Origin of the sequence: Mesobacillus sp. S13 (assembly GCF_020422885.1) — a bacterium.
GTDB classification, from domain to species: Bacteria; Bacillota; Bacilli; order Bacillales; family Cytobacillaceae; genus Mesobacillus; species Mesobacillus selenatarsenatis_A.
Window position 1 is genome coordinate 2,551,007 of sequence record NZ_CP084622.1, and the last position, 13,697, is coordinate 2,564,703.

Annotated in this window: 15 protein-coding genes; 5 read left to right on the forward strand and 10 right to left on the reverse strand. The window is 40.7% G+C overall.

Translation table 11 applies throughout. The annotated features are described in order from the left end of the window. Nucleotides 1–100 precede the first annotated feature (100 nt). From LGO15_RS13025 to LGO15_RS13040, 4 genes are all read right to left on the reverse strand, one after another. A complete protein-coding gene (locus LGO15_RS13025; RefSeq protein WP_226084997.1) occupies nucleotides 101–1,213 on the reverse strand; it encodes a sugar diacid recognition domain-containing protein in 1,113 nt (370 codons plus the stop codon). Nucleotides 1,214–1,312: 99 nt separating this feature from the next. Next, nucleotides 1,313–1,726, reverse strand: a complete 414-nt coding sequence (locus LGO15_RS13030) for a CoA-binding protein (RefSeq protein ID WP_226084998.1) — start codon at nucleotides 1,724–1,726, stop codon at nucleotides 1,313–1,315. Between the two features lie 101 nt (nucleotides 1,727–1,827). Continuing rightward, a complete protein-coding gene (locus LGO15_RS13035; RefSeq protein WP_226084999.1) occupies nucleotides 1,828–3,132 on the reverse strand; it encodes a purine/pyrimidine permease in 1,305 nt (434 codons plus the stop codon). 184 nt (nucleotides 3,133–3,316) lie between these two features. After that, nucleotides 3,317–4,753 (reverse strand): phospholipase D family protein, encoded by a 1,437-nt coding sequence (locus LGO15_RS13040; RefSeq protein WP_226085000.1) that lies wholly within the window; start codon nucleotides 4,751–4,753, stop codon nucleotides 3,317–3,319. A gap of 180 nt (nucleotides 4,754–4,933) precedes the next feature. Between LGO15_RS13040 and plsY the strand changes: the two genes are divergently transcribed. The 5 genes from plsY (at nucleotide 4,934) to LGO15_RS13065 (ending at nucleotide 9,279) form a co-directional block, all read left to right on the forward strand. Beyond that, on the forward strand, nucleotides 4,934–5,521 hold the full coding sequence (plsY, locus tag LGO15_RS13045; protein WP_226085001.1) for a glycerol-3-phosphate 1-O-acyltransferase PlsY: 588 nt from the start codon (nucleotides 4,934–4,936) through the stop codon (nucleotides 5,519–5,521). 316 nt (nucleotides 5,522–5,837) lie between these two features. Beyond that, nucleotides 5,838–6,758, forward strand: coding sequence for a two-component system sensor histidine kinase NtrB (locus LGO15_RS13050; RefSeq protein WP_226085002.1), 921 nt, complete (start codon nucleotides 5,838–5,840; stop codon nucleotides 6,756–6,758). A 103-nt stretch (nucleotides 6,759–6,861) separates the two neighbouring features. Beyond that, a complete protein-coding gene (locus tag LGO15_RS13055) occupies nucleotides 6,862–7,050 on the forward strand; it encodes a hypothetical protein (protein ID WP_167830843.1) in 189 nt (62 codons plus the stop codon). A gap of 593 nt (nucleotides 7,051–7,643) precedes the next feature. Beyond that, nucleotides 7,644–8,807 carry a CapA family protein gene (locus LGO15_RS13060; protein ID WP_167830844.1) on the forward strand — a complete coding sequence of 388 codons (1,164 nt, stop codon included), beginning with the start codon at nucleotides 7,644–7,646 and terminating at the stop codon, nucleotides 8,805–8,807. A gap of 178 nt (nucleotides 8,808–8,985) precedes the next feature. Beyond that, entirely contained in the window at nucleotides 8,986–9,279 is a 294-nt protein-coding gene (locus tag LGO15_RS13065; RefSeq protein WP_167830845.1) for a HesB/YadR/YfhF family protein, read from the forward strand. Between the two features lie 23 nt (nucleotides 9,280–9,302). Here LGO15_RS13065 and LGO15_RS13070 read toward each other — a convergent pair whose 3' ends face one another. The 6 genes from LGO15_RS13070 to LGO15_RS13095 all read right to left on the reverse strand — a co-directional run bounded on the left by LGO15_RS13070 (nucleotide 9,303) and on the right by LGO15_RS13095 (nucleotide 13,538). Then, nucleotides 9,303–9,605 carry a hypothetical protein gene (locus LGO15_RS13070; RefSeq protein WP_167830846.1) on the reverse strand — a complete coding sequence of 101 codons (303 nt, stop codon included), beginning with the start codon at nucleotides 9,603–9,605 and terminating at the stop codon, nucleotides 9,303–9,305. Then, nucleotides 9,606–10,049, reverse strand: a complete 444-nt coding sequence (locus LGO15_RS13075) for an acyl-CoA thioesterase (RefSeq protein WP_167830847.1) — start codon at nucleotides 10,047–10,049, stop codon at nucleotides 9,606–9,608. It abuts the gene before it with no gap. 328 nt (nucleotides 10,050–10,377) lie between these two features. After that, the gene (locus LGO15_RS13080; RefSeq protein WP_167830848.1) at nucleotides 10,378–12,702 is read right to left on the reverse strand and encodes an AAA family ATPase; all 2,325 of its coding nucleotides are present in this window, start codon (nucleotides 12,700–12,702) and stop codon (nucleotides 10,378–10,380) included. Between the two features lie 137 nt (nucleotides 12,703–12,839). Further along, nucleotides 12,840–13,061 carry a small acid-soluble spore protein Tlp gene (gene tlp, locus LGO15_RS13085; protein WP_167830849.1) on the reverse strand — a complete coding sequence of 74 codons (222 nt, stop codon included), beginning with the start codon at nucleotides 13,059–13,061 and terminating at the stop codon, nucleotides 12,840–12,842. A 134-nt stretch (nucleotides 13,062–13,195) separates the two neighbouring features. Continuing rightward, a complete protein-coding gene (locus LGO15_RS13090; protein WP_102262870.1) occupies nucleotides 13,196–13,339 on the reverse strand; it encodes an acid-soluble spore protein N in 144 nt (47 codons plus the stop codon). A gap of 67 nt (nucleotides 13,340–13,406) precedes the next feature. Next, nucleotides 13,407–13,538, reverse strand: coding sequence for an FbpB family small basic protein (locus LGO15_RS13095; RefSeq protein WP_144480839.1), 132 nt, complete (start codon nucleotides 13,536–13,538; stop codon nucleotides 13,407–13,409). Nucleotides 13,539–13,697 lie beyond the last annotated feature (159 nt).

Genomic DNA, 13,697 nt, shown 5'->3' on the forward strand with positions numbered 1-13,697 from the left:
TTTGTATCCCAATTGTAAGCGCTGTCTATTGATATTACATTAGTCAAATCATCAAAAAAAGACCTGTAATAGTACAGATCTTTTGTGCATTTGCACAATTTCATTCCAGCTCATGATTAAGAAAGGATAAATAAAGGTGAAGAAGGTCTGTCGTTTTTCGCGGATCCTTGCCTGTTATTTCGGTGATTTTATCAAGTCGATATCGCAGCGTGTTCCTATGTACGAATAGCCTCTGTGCAGCCTTATTCATGTCGCCGTTCGTATCGATAAGAGCTCTCAAAGATTCAGTGAGCTCGCCTTTAACATCCTTCTCCATCAGACTCTTATAAAAAGGCTGCAAATTCCCCGTGAGCCCTTTGTGAGAAGCGCTTAAAAGGAATACTGGCAAATAATATTCCTCCAACATGTATATATTGTTTTGTGGAGATAATTTCAGACCAGAATCCAATGTCATGACTGCCTGTCTGTATGACTCCGTGAAGCCTGGCAATCCTTCATGGAATTGGCCAACCCCGATTTTTACCTGGATTTGCTCATTCATTCTTAAACCATTAAGCCATGTTTCAGTTGTTTTTCTCAGGAAATGATCAATGTCATCTCTCGGTACGACCTTTAAAACCACGATCCTATCATCCTGCATCAATAATAGATCATCTTTTTTCAGTCGACTTTTTAAATAGGCGTAAGTTTTCTTCCTGTCAGGAGTCATGATGACAATCGCGACCCGCTCCAATTGAAGATCAATTCCAATGCGCCTAGCTCTTTCGAGGAAGAGCGAGTCATGTTTGCCTTCAGCATGGATGATTTGGCTGACGAGTTCCTCCTTAAGCCTTTCATCCCATTGAATTTCATTCATCAAAACCGCCTGCTGAAGACTGAGCTCAGCGGCCATCCGTACGAGTTCTACGTAGCTTCTGATTTCATCTGGTGATCCAGTTATGCCGATTACTCCTATGATCCTATTATCAAAGAGTATAGGAAGATTAATACCTGGTTTAACACCATTGAGCCTTTTTGCTTCATGGTCGGTAATTTCAAAGCCCTTTCCTTGTTGAATGACGATGACTGCCCCTTCATGGATGTCATCTATGCGTTTTTCGTCGCCTGAGCCAATGATCACACCCCGATTATCCATTATATTGATATTCTTTCCGATGATCCCCATCGTCCTGTCTACAATTTCCTGAGCTAGCTGCTTGTTCAATAACTCCATGTAAATCCCCGCCTTGAAGTACAATACTATGTAATAGTATGGCTGAATATTTGCTGTAAAAAAAGTAAAGCGTGAGAACATCAGTCCTCACGCACCTATTTACCTTGTTAAAGCATGTTCTACCTTGATGCATCTGTCCATGATCACAGTATATCCTTTATCTTTCAGGAAGTTGTAGGCCTCTTCATTTTCAAGGCCAAGCTGTGCCCAGAAAACATCCGCATCGATTTCGGCAAACTCCTCTGCAACCTCCATCAAATATTCTGATCGGCGGAAAACATTGACAATGTCTACGTGTCCGTCAATTTCTTTTAACGTTTTAACTGCTTTGATTCCTAGAACTTCATCTACAGTCGGATTCACTGGGATAATATCATAGCCAGCTGCCTGCATTGCCTTTGAAACCATATAGGAAGTCCGCTCAGGGTTGTCACTCAATCCGACAACTGCAATCCTTTTTGAATTTTTAAGGATTTTGCCGATTTCTTCTCTTCCTGGATTGTTGATTGCCATTTTCATCACTCCTATGGAATAATTCGTTCCTAATGATTATTTTATCGCACTACTATTCAGACTCAAATCAACTTGCCTCATGGCATGTGATACCTAAATAATTATAAAGCTTTAAATCTCTCCTTTCCCTTTTTCTGGTGAAGTGTGAATCGATCAACGGCAACAGCGAGCAAAGTGCCAAGGATTAACCCGTTATTAAGGATTGAAACAAGGACAGGCGGAATATTGCGAAAAGCCTCGCCCGGAATGAACATCGCGCCTACACCTGCCATCAGGGCGGTTCCAATCACGACTCGAATCCTGCTTTTATCGTTTTCACGATCAAATTCTGAAAAAGCGATCCCTGTCATATTCACGAATATAACGAAAGTAACGGAGTAGCCTACAGGTGCAGGTAGAGCTGCGAACAAAGACATAACGTGCGGCAGCATACTTGCAAGGACGATCAACAATGAACTGATGATAAAAGGCAGAATCCTTGTAATACCAGTAGTTGAGATAAACCCTGCGGCGCCAGAAATTGGGACAGACCCAATTGCCGAGAAAATCCCTCCAAGCAGCTGGTTGATTCCAGCTGTGAAACCGCTGGCCCTGTATCGGAAATCAGTGCGATCAGACCCCATATCCTTTAGAACTTGTCCAGTAACCCTTATGCTGGCCAACATATTGGTGATTAACAGGAATGTAATGAAAACCGACGTCACAATTAAACCTGAATCAAAAATAGGCTTCCCAAATGCGAAAATTTCCGGTATGGCAAATGCTGGCCCTGTATATACTTCATATGCTTTTCCCAAGTTAAAAGTCTTAAATAGCACCCAGCCAGCGGCCAGGCTGATTAAGATAGCATACTGGCTGATCCATTTAATACGATGCCTTGTTAGATAGAAAGTGAAAGCTACCAAAAAAATGCTAAAACTAGCAATTGGAAGACTCACTTCGCCTTGACCTCCGCCAAGTCCAGCCATCCCATTCAAGAATGAGCCGCTTAGCTGAATCACGAGCAAAAGAAGGTAAATCCCACTGACTACAGGAGTGAACAAAGCTGCCAGTCTATCGATAAGCTTGAATAAACTTAATAGAAAAAATACAACTCCACTGATGATCATGGCTCCTTCTAATGCCTGCAGGGTTTCAATGCTGGATGAAAACAGTGTTGCACTCAATCCTGCATATATTGTAAAAACACCCCACCATAGTCCTGCGGGCCCCTCGTTAATTGGCATACGATGCCCTATAAGGGCCTGCAACAGGCTCGAAATGCCTAACACAAACATTGTTCTTTGGACCAATCCGGTCGTCTGCAAATCATTCAATTGAAATAAATCAGCGATCGCAATTGGTGCTACAATTGAACCAGCAATGATAAAGGCCATCCACTGAATGGCTGATAATAATGTCTTCATATACAATCTCCATCTTCTTGGCAAAATAGTAAACCGCGCAATTATATGTATGCTAATTCTATAAATGAAATCCTTTTTCCTTCGCTTTTAATAATATCGTACTTAAGGATACTGTAAATGAATGAACTTTTGTATTAAAACAATCCATTAGAAAAAGGACATCCGCATTAGGATGCCCTTTATGTTAATAGCTGGTAAACCATAGAATCCTTTGAATCCAATAGATAATATATTTAAATGGAGTCATCTTGTCCTTATTTTCTTCATAATCCAGTGTAAACTTTGCTTCTTCATTATTCCAGATTCGACTGAAATACTGGTCCACATCTTTGATAACCTGGCGATCAGGATCGGCTTCTATTTTGATATTGGTTTCGAGGTTTAAATCATTAAGGTTCCGACGGGTAAAGTTGGCGGATCCTCCGAGAATGACACTGTTCTTTCCTCTGTCAAAGTAAATCAATTTTGAATGATATTGCTCCTGGCCAGCATTGTACCATTTTATATTAATATTTTCGCTGCCAAATTCCATGATCTCTTCCGACACCGGGATATTTGGCAAACCAGACTTCTGGTTTCCGAAAGCGTTGGTATTAGGATCAAGTATAATATTTATTTTTGCTCCGCGATCAGCAGCCTTGTCAATTTCGTCGATGACTTTCCTTTCTGCAAGATAGAACATTCCAATCCAAATATGATCGTCTTTTCCAGAATTTTTCAGCTCGTTCAGGAGATGTTTGAGGATTTTCCCCTCCGTTAAAACCTGGACCTTAATATCTCCTTCGTCTTTTTGGGTAGTGTACTCAGGGAGATCGCCACCTCCTGAAAAATTGAGTACTGCCTGCTCAGATTCCAATATATCTCCTATAATATTTCCACTTGTTTCAAAGGCGATATTTGAGTGGAACCCACTTGCATCATGTGGGTTCGCGGATGCCACGATCGCTGTCTTTTCAGTGACGAACACTTTCCTGTGATTAGCCTTCAGGTTCAGTAGTTCAAAATAGGAGCGGAGCGTCACATCAGGCGCATTCTTTGCCATTGGATTCGGAATCCACCCTTCTCCTGATTGGCCAAACCATTGGAGAAACACCCGCCAAAAAGCCGTATACAATGGGTTGGAATCCCTTAGAGGATCCAGGTTCGTGAATACAACTTTAATGTCATGGTCCCTCAGCTCCTTAAAAACACCTGATTTGTGAGATCCATAAGTCAAATTTATTTCATCAGTGATAAAGACTACTTTAAGATCCTTATGCTTTTTCTTCTGGGCGATCAGTTTTTCTCCAATGGATTCGCTTATTTCTGGATAGCCCATGTCCTCCTTGTAATAGCCATTAAATAAAAACATATCAAGGACAATAAAATCTTCTGCTTCACCAATCCTCTTTATGATCGTATCGAATATTTCATGTTCGTACTTTTGTTTACCGTCTTTCCCTTTATAGGTTAAATCATATAAGAAGCGGACATCCTTGACCTTATGGACTTTCCCTTCATATGATAAGCCTTCAGGGATATCTTTATTGGTCTGGTAGACAGCTATAGTGATCAGGATTATTGCAAGGATCATTATGAACAATAATGGCTTTCTTTTAGATAAACTTTTCCCAATCTTCATTTTAGAAGGGCTCCTTAAGTTAATTTACTTACTTATTCACTTATTCAGCAAGTTATAAACTTAGCAAGCAAATCCGTCTATCATGAATGACAAAAACAGTTTTGTTCAAGATTTGCATGGTGTTTTTAAGAGAACATGGTAAAATAAAAGAACCTTAAAATCTTAAAAGGAGAATATTTCATGGCAATAAACGTAATAGTCATTATACTGGCATACTTGCTGGGATCAATACCTTCTGGCCTTATTATTGGAAAATTGTTCTACGGTAAAGATATTCGTGAACATGGAAGCGGGAACTTAGGCGGTACAAATACATTCAGGACACTGGGAGTAAAAGCTGGTTTAATAGTAAGTATCGCTGACGTGTTGAAAGGAACCCTTGCTGCAAGTCTGCCCTTGCTGCTAAATACGGATGATCTCCATATGCTTTTAGTAGGGGTCTTTGCGGTGATTGGACACATGTATCCTATCTTCGCAGGATTTCGAGGCGGTAAAGCGGTAGCCACTTCAGGTGGGGTTTTGCTGGCATATATTCCGGTATTATTCATATTCATGCTCTTAATCTTTTTCATCAGCCTGTACATAACAAAGTATGTTTCCCTATCTTCCATTCTAACCGGCATTGCCGCGTTCATTTACTCGCTCTTTACCCAGGACCTCCCTTTGATCATGGTTGTCGCAGTCCTGGCCAGTTTCGTCATCTACAGGCATCGAGCCAATATTGAGAGAATCCGCAATAAAACAGAGCCGAAAATCAAATGGCTTTAGAACAGGAAACTACAGCCGGCAAACCTTCCGTGTTTGCCGGCATTTTTATGGATAAAATCCAAAGTCCCCGTAAATTCCACAATAGAATGGCAGCCAAGATTAACAATTATAGCCCCTTTTGCTCCAGTAGTTCTTTATAAGATATTTTTTGTTCTTTTTAAAAAAATAAATGGTTTTGCTGTTATAATTTAAATATATATGTCATATACATTCGAAAGAAATCGAATTCAGGCTGCTAATTTATATGTATGTCAATTCCTGATGAAATTATTTAATCTAACCATGCCCAAACAATTCGAAAAAAGAAGGGATATAAATGAAACCAGGAAAACCCCTTAAAACCTTTCATTTCAGTACAGAAATGAAACAGTCAGTCTCCCCAAGTACGTATCCAAACGATAAAACGTTCTTGATTCATGAACTTCAAATGAAAAGGGGTGAGTTGACAATGGATGATTTAAAACACAAACAAGCAGAGCTTGAAAGTAAAAGCATGGAACTGGAGCAGGAAATAATTGATAAGCAGCAAACTTTAATGCACCTGCATCAGGCTATCCAAACTGCCACAAGTAAGTTTCAAGCAGCTTCAGCCAGCCATTTGGCAGCCGGATTAGCTCATGAAATTAGGAATCCCCTGACAACGATCAAGGGTTTTATCCAGTTGCTTAAACCGGAACTTCAAGCTGACCGCAAGAAGGAATTCGCTGATGTGGCTTTAGATGAAATTAATCGTGCCAACACCTTACTCACTGAATTTCTTTCTGTTTTGAAACCTGGCTCCCCTGAGAAAAGGAAGCTATCCATGAATAAGTTAGCAGAAAGTATACTCAAGCTATTTTCGAGCGAATCAATTTTAAAGGATATCCAATTCAAAGGAACCTTTCCCGAAGACGAGCTATATGTATGGGCTGATGAAAATGGAATTAAACAAGTGTTGGTGAATTTGTTGAAAAATGCATTTGAAGCAGTGGAAGGAAATCCTGCTACAAGACCTGAAATCACATTGGTTGTAAGCAAGCTTGAGGAAAACGTTTCAGTAAGTGTAATAGATAATGGCAGCGGTATTGATCAATTATCTCTTAACAAGATTTTCACACCCTTTTACACTACAAAAGCAGAAGGAACCGGGATAGGATTGGCGATCAGCAAGCAAATAATCGAAAGTCACGGCGGCCAAATGAGTGTTGCCATTGAACACAATAAAACAATATTCAAATTCGCGCTTCCTGCCGTTTAATCCTGAACAGCAATCGTCGAAAAATTGTCATATTGAAAGCCATTAACCATCTGCCGTGACTGGTAAAATGTAGGTAATAACTAAGGAAAGAAGGCGGATTGTAATGGAAGAAGTTATCAAGCAGGCCGTAAATTGGGTGTATACAACCACAACCGCTGAGGTAACGTCGCCAGATGATTTTATTGTAGAATTCCTGACTGATATTCCTGACAATGAAAGAAATGACCCTTCGCCAATCAAAATTAAAAATATGGAAGAATTATTGGATTTCCTGGAAAACACGGAATGGTAATATAAGATTCGTCTGATGTGGATTTTAAACAAAACTTTTTCAAATGGAAGTTTTGGAAAGAATATAGTTACAAATCTCCATTAAAAAATTGCGGTCTCTTAAAGGACCGCATTTTTTTACATATCGTATCACATTTTTAACAGTTTGAACTGCCCCCTTCCCAAAACATCTTTTATATAATCTAGTTTCGTATCATTGAAATAAACGGAATCGCCTTCATGAATCAGGATGGGCACTCCATCGAATGTATGAATTTGATCATTCTTTAATGGCTGCTCCTCCAGAGCAACTCGAAGCTGCGGGCCACCTCAACCGATCCCCATCGTCAACCGGACGTATAGCATTTCCTCTTCCTTGCATTCATTTTTGATTGCCTGACGCAAAATTTTATGTGCGCTCTCGGTTATTTTGAACAATACCTCTCACCCTTTCAAAGTTTCTGCCTTTAATCTACAATTTTAATGAAAATTATCGAATTATGACAAAATAATGAAAATCACAATGAAATTTATACATTTAACACCATTCTTATAATATATTATCCTTAGAGGCTAAAAAATAAATATGCCTCATTCTAATCTGGGGAGATTAACATGAGAAAAAAGAAGAAAAAACCTTTTGGTATTGCCTTGTTTGCAGGCTTAGGCATCTTGGCATCCGTATTAACTTTGCAGATGTACAATGAAGCACAAGCCAAAGAACCAAGCATTAAAATGAAATCTCAAAAGTCACATCTCGAGAGAAGCTATGATGTGACCGGTAAGAGTTTTGTGGAAACAGTGAAAATCGGAGCAATTGGTGATATCCTGATCCACGATACAGTTTATGAAGATGCATTTTTGAGTCCCGGCTACGATTTCAAACCAATGCTCAGTCATGTCAGAGAGTACTTATTGCAACCTGATCTTTTACTGGCGAACCAGGAAACTCTTCTTGGCGGAGAGGAAATCGGGTTATCAAGCTATCCAATGTTCAATAGTCCTGTTGAAGTTGGTGAGGCATTGATAGATGCCGGAGTGGATATTGTATCAAATGCAAATAATCATTCTCTTGACCGCTCGGAAAAGGGGGTCCTCGCATCGTTAAGTAATATGGAAGCATCCGGCCTCCCTTACGTTGGTTCATTCAAGGATGATGCAGACAAACAAGAATTGCGGATCTTGAACAAAAATGGGGTCAGCGTTTCCTATTTATCCTACACCTATGGAACAAATGGAATCCCAGTTCCAATCGGCAAGGATCATCTCGTGAACCTGATTGATCGGGAAGCAATGAAAGCTGAGATTCACCGCGCCCGGACTGAATCAGATATTGTTGTCATGAGTATCCATTGGGGGAATGAGTATCAACGCTTCCCTACTATTGATCAAAAGGAACTTGCCCAGTTTCTGGTCGATGAAGGCGTAGACATCATCTTTGGCCATCATCCGCATGTTTTGCAGCCTATGGAGTGGCTGACTGCTGCGGACGGAAGAAAGGCTTTTGTCGTCTATTCACTTGGTAATTTCCTGTCTGGCCAAATGTGGGACTATAAGGATATCGGTGGTCTTGCCACGATTGAAGTAACGAAAACCATCACACCGGAAGGCGATAAAATCGTGCTGCAAAACCCGGAATTCTTACCGACATTTGTCTCAAGTAGCAGACAAAGCAATTACCGTGTTGTTCCTTTGGAAGAAGCCGGCCAATTTGGCCTCGCTGGAGCAAAAAGTAAATATAACGAAATCATGGAACATATGACACAGTTTATTAAGTAGTTTTCTTACGAATATCGCAATACCGGCTAGAAAACTCGCTTCTAAACCTAAAGCCATGTATGAACTTTGCGAATAAGCAATGCGTAAACAGCCAATAATGAAATGTGAATGCCTGGTCCATGAAGACCAGGCATTGCTTATGTTATAATCGGACTACCTGGTTTGAAAGGAGAACAATATGATAATTACAATTAATGATGATGCTGCAGCATGGTATGAAAATGAAATGGACCTTTCATCCGGAAGCTATTTAAGATTTTTTGTCCGGTACGGGGGCTTCAGTTCCATTCAGAAAGGTTTTTCATTAGGTGTATCGAAAGAAGAACCTGATCATATTGGTGTAAAAACAGAAAAGAATGGTGTCACTTATTATATCGAAGAAAAAGATATTTGGTATTTTGATGGACATGATATGCACGTTGAACTTCACCCAGTTGGGCAGGAACCCGATTTTAAATTCGAGAAGAAGTAAGGCAGACGCGAAAAGCGCCTGCCTTATTTTTTAGCTACTATAAGAGGGTTCTCAATACCTTCCTGTTTTAAAATTTCAGCCTGCTTCGTTCCTAAAAGATCGAAATGAGGATAATCGGTCTTCCTTTTGTCAATCCACTCCGGCCGCAAACCATATTTCCGCCCCCACTGGGCTAGCTTTTCGAGGTCCCTGCATCCAACCTTCGTCACCGTTGAGCAGTCTGGAAAGCGTTCATCAATCCAATAATGTGTCAGGAAGGCGAGCTCTCCTCTTTTGATTTTAGCTTTCCATTCTTCCAGCTCATGACGTTTGATCCCGAAAGCCAATCAGACCTGCTCCTTTTCATCTTCAGGCTTTTTCATAGCCTGAAGATATGCTTCGTGCCAGTCAGGAAAGCTCCTTTTTAAAGAAATAGGACGGAAGCTATCCTTCTTCACACAGACATGTTTTGAGCTGCCTGTCAAAGCAAGCTCCCCGTTACCATTGAATATCTCATATTTATAGACAGAGCGAATGCCATCATATTCCTCAACCCAAGTTTTGATCGTTGCAGTATCCCCATATCTCAATGGTTTTTTATAGGATGCTTGAATATCGAGTACAGGCGAGATGATTCCGTCCTTCTCCATTTCTGCATAATTAAAGCCAAGCTCTTTGATCAATTGTGTTCTGCCCAGCTCCATCCACACCAGATAATTTGCGTGATAGACAACACCCATCTGGTCTGTTTCTGCGTATCGAACCTCAATCTCCCTTGTAGAAATGATCATTTGTATTCCCCTTTATTCTTCTTGTTATTAGGTTATTTTTTCTTCGTTTTTACTTTAATTAATGATATAGAATTTCTCAAATGGACTTGAATGAATCCTCTTTTTGTTTGGCTCTGCTAAACTAGGCTGTTGATTTTCGTTCCAGGCGCTTCGCTTTCCGCGGGGCTGGCGCTGAGCCTCCTCGTCGCTTTGCTCCTGCGGGGTCTCATCTGACCAGCTAAGCCCGCAGGAGTCTAGGCGCCTTCCACTACAATCAACAGGGCTTAAAAACAACAATTGGCATTAATAGAGCCTTTGTTATACAAGAAACAATCTTATGAAAATATCCTTATCCTATAATCTTTTTTAGAGCTGCTTCAAAGTCCTGCTTGTCTAAGTATAAAACATCTTCATCGAAATCCTCAAAAAGCTCTTGGTCAATCAAACGATATGCCTGGGATTGAACAGCTTCATCCACTAAATTCGTAGCAAATCGTCCGTTCCCTTTCATATCGACTTCCGAAAGTTTCACCGACAAAAACGATTCCACATCTTCGCTGATCTTATATTGATATTTACCAGCATAGTTCTTGATGATTAGCAATAAATCGCTCACACTATAGTCCGGAAAGTGGAAAAACTTCTTGAATCTTGATCTGAGACCAGGATTGCTTTCTAGCAGCAAATCCATCTCCGCAGGATAGCCAGCAAGGATCACGACTAGATTTTCATTATGCCGTGTCATTTCATCGACAATCGTATCAATAACTTCCTTGCCAAAATCACCAGAGCTTTGACCTAGCAATGAGTAAGCTTCATCGATGAATAAAACGCCTCCGAGAGCCTCACGAATTTTTTTCTTTGTCTTGATGGCTGTTTGACCGACATAGCCAGCGACAAAATCTGCCCTGCTGCTGACGATTAGATGGCCACGCTTCAGCATTCCACATTCTTTCAGCAGTTCTGCGTAAATCTTTGCTACCGTGGTTTTTCCTGTGCCCGGATTGCCGGTGAAAACAGAGTGAAGCTGTATCGGCACAGCTGGCAGTCCATTATTCTTTCGCAGCTGCTGCATCCTGACAAATGAGATTAAGGATGTGACTTCTGATTTTACAGTGTCCAATCCAACTAGTGCGTTCAGCCTGTCTAGGGGTCTTTCCGCTGATTGATTCGATGGAGATTCAAAATCTTCTTTTTCCAACAATGTATATGTGGAAAAGTCATCTTGTTCTGTCTGTCTGGATCCCTTTTTGAAAATGGCCTCCAACACGAGATTCCGAACTGTCCTTGCATTTCCGAAGGTATCATCTACTCTTTCGTTTTCAATGCGATCTCTGAGCTCTAGCTTTGCTCCTTCTGTCATTGCAAAATCATTATCCTGTGCCGCCAGCTCAGCAATTCGCAACAGCTCATCATTTGAGTAATCCGGAAGGTGGAACAAATTAGATTGAGGAAAACGTGATCTTAAGCCTGGATTTGCATCAAGAAATTGTCGCATTTCTTCTGGATACCCAGCAAGTATAACGGCAAATTTGCCCCCGTACTCTTTCCCAGTCATTAGTGATACCAGGGTATCGATTGCAGTTTGACCATAGTCATTTCCAGTCTGTCCTTCACGTTTAAGGCTGTATGCCTCATCAATGAATAAAACCCCGCCAAGTGCTTGCTCAACGACCTTCCTGACATTTTCTTCTGTTTGCCCGACATAAGCTCCGACAAGCTGGGAACGGTCTGCCTCGATTATTTCTTCTCGTGGAAGTACTCCTAGCTGATGATAAATTTTTGCAAGCAACCGAGCTAACGAAGTTTTCCCTGTTCCCGGATTCCCGGTCAGGACCATATTCAAGCTTTGATCATCCTTAGTTTGCAGGCCAAGTTCTTTCCGTTTTTGCTGATACTTGAGAAAGCGATAAAAATCATTCACTCTCTCTTTAACCGACTCGAGACCCACCAATTTATTTAGTTCAGCGAGAGGATCGCTTTCAGCCTGTCTTTCACTATCATCATCCTCTTGGAATTCAAGTTCCCAAAGCAGCCTTATTTCTTCAAGAGATTGCAGTCTTTTCTGCATTTCTTCATAATGGATGGCTGTATGAAAAACACCGGTGACTGACTCTTCATATAGCTCTGTTGCTTTCAAAAGAGCTGCCGTTTCTTCTATAGCCTTTTCAAGCAATTCAGTTAGCCTGCTGAACTTCTTCGACTCCGCTTCAGTGTCTTTGTTAAAATTCTGTCCTATTAAATCATCTAGCTCTTCTTCGGCATGAGAAAGGAATTGCTGCGAGATATCGATATACTGCTCAGCTGTTTTCTTTTTCAAGGCACGATTATCTGTTTCCCTGATTCGGGGATATACGAGCTGGTCAAATAGATTTCCTTTGTTTTTCCATTGATTCCGGGCGAGCAGGGATTTTGCTTTTTTGTTTGTGGAGTCACGATCTATCGCTGCCCTTAACCACTCAAGTACTAGTGAGTCATACCCGTTTCGTTGTGCTCGAGATTGTGCAGCAAGAGTCAGTGCTTTCGACAGCCTTTGTTTGTCTTCACTTAAAGTCAAGCTCCTGATTGCCGTGATTAAGCTTGCTTCCTCCTGAATAAAGCCTTTTGTATGTATCTCTTCTTCCCATAGCTTGATTTGTTCATCCACAGGAATTTGTTTTTTTTGCTGGTCCATCCTAATCACTTCTTTATCTTAAAGTTTGAAAATGTGGCATTCGTCATGAATATTTATAAACTTTGTTCACAATCCGTATATTATCACAATTTTGACCAAACGGAAAAAGACTCGCCTGACGACGAGTCTTCTCCGCTTTACTGCTGGTTATGCGCTTCATCTTTGATTTCTGCCCGAAAAGCATCAATGCTCTCGCGGCGGCGTTCATTTTTTTCCTTAATTCTTTGCTGGTCTTCAGGACTAGAATTGACCATTGCAGCTTCTGCATCTTCCATGTTCTCAATCGTATGATGGATCATGGATTGCAGCTTCTCCACATTATCGCTTCGATCGTCTGGCTTTGGTGTATTTTGTGCCATTGTCATGTACCTCCTTTTAAAAAGTACATCAATAGTATGCAACTACACATATCGATTATTAGCGGAAAACAGTGGATATCTTTTCACGGGAAAAATTAAAGCCCGCCATTTATATGGCAGGCGTATTCATTCAACTATTCGCCTTTGGTTTGCATGACCTGGGCATGTTCACCCGACTTGTCGTTCATTTTCTTGCCTTTATTACCGCTGAATCCACGTGGCTGTGTTCCAAGGTGGCTTGGAACATGATGCTTACTGTCCCTTTTAGGATTGCTCATGTATATCCCTCCTCTAGAATAAGTTTCTCCTAAAGAAGAGGTATTCATAAATGGTAATGTATGATAGTTACTCAGCTTTGCCTAAGTGTTTTTGTTCTAACTTGGCCTCTATTTTCTCGAGTGCATCACGGTCATTTAGAAGTTGGCGTTTATTTTCCATTACAAGCTCTTGAAAAGAACGCTTTCTTGGTTTTCTCATCGTGTTCACCATCCTTTGTCATCATTGTAACAGTTATTATGTCCGGAAACGGTTGCAATTATTACAACTTTTTGAAAATTTAATCGTATTTTACTCATACCCGATAAATCCATAGTTCTTACAAGCAATTTTTCCCATAAAAAATACACCAGTAGTCAA

Coding starts and splice junctions, on each gene's coding strand:
- LGO15_RS13080 (WP_167830848.1), bottom strand. CDS start 12,702: ATGGACCAGCAAAAAAAACAAATTCCTGTGGATGAACAAATCAAGCTA.
- LGO15_RS13035 (WP_226084999.1), bottom strand. CDS start 3,132: ATGAAGACATTATTATCAGCCATTCAGTGGATGGCCTTTATCATTGCT.
- plsY (WP_226085001.1), top strand. CDS start 4,934: ATGGCAATAAACGTAATAGTCATTATACTGGCATACTTGCTGGGATCA.
- LGO15_RS13025 (WP_226084997.1), bottom strand. CDS start 1,213: ATGGAGTTATTGAACAAGCAGCTAGCTCAGGAAATTGTAGACAGGACG.
- LGO15_RS13055 (WP_167830843.1), top strand. CDS start 6,862: ATGGAAGAAGTTATCAAGCAGGCCGTAAATTGGGTGTATACAACCACA.
- LGO15_RS13095 (WP_144480839.1), bottom strand. CDS start 13,538: ATGAGAAAACCAAGAAAGCGTTCTTTTCAAGAGCTTGTAATGGAAAAT.
- LGO15_RS13050 (WP_226085002.1), top strand. CDS start 5,838: ATGAAACCAGGAAAACCCCTTAAAACCTTTCATTTCAGTACAGAAATG.
- LGO15_RS13060 (WP_167830844.1), top strand. CDS start 7,644: ATGAGAAAAAAGAAGAAAAAACCTTTTGGTATTGCCTTGTTTGCAGGC.
- LGO15_RS13030 (WP_226084998.1), bottom strand. CDS start 1,726: ATGGCAATCAACAATCCAGGAAGAGAAGAAATCGGCAAAATCCTTAAA.
- LGO15_RS13065 (WP_167830845.1), top strand. CDS start 8,986: ATGATAATTACAATTAATGATGATGCTGCAGCATGGTATGAAAATGAA.
- tlp (WP_167830849.1), bottom strand. CDS start 13,061: ATGGCACAAAATACACCAAAGCCAGACGATCGAAGCGATAATGTGGAG.
- LGO15_RS13075 (WP_167830847.1), bottom strand. CDS start 10,049: ATGATCATTTCTACAAGGGAGATTGAGGTTCGATACGCAGAAACAGAC.
- LGO15_RS13090 (WP_102262870.1), bottom strand. CDS start 13,339: ATGAGCAATCCTAAAAGGGACAGTAAGCATCATGTTCCAAGCCACCTT.
- LGO15_RS13040 (WP_226085000.1), bottom strand. CDS start 4,753: ATGAAGATTGGGAAAAGTTTATCTAAAAGAAAGCCATTATTGTTCATA.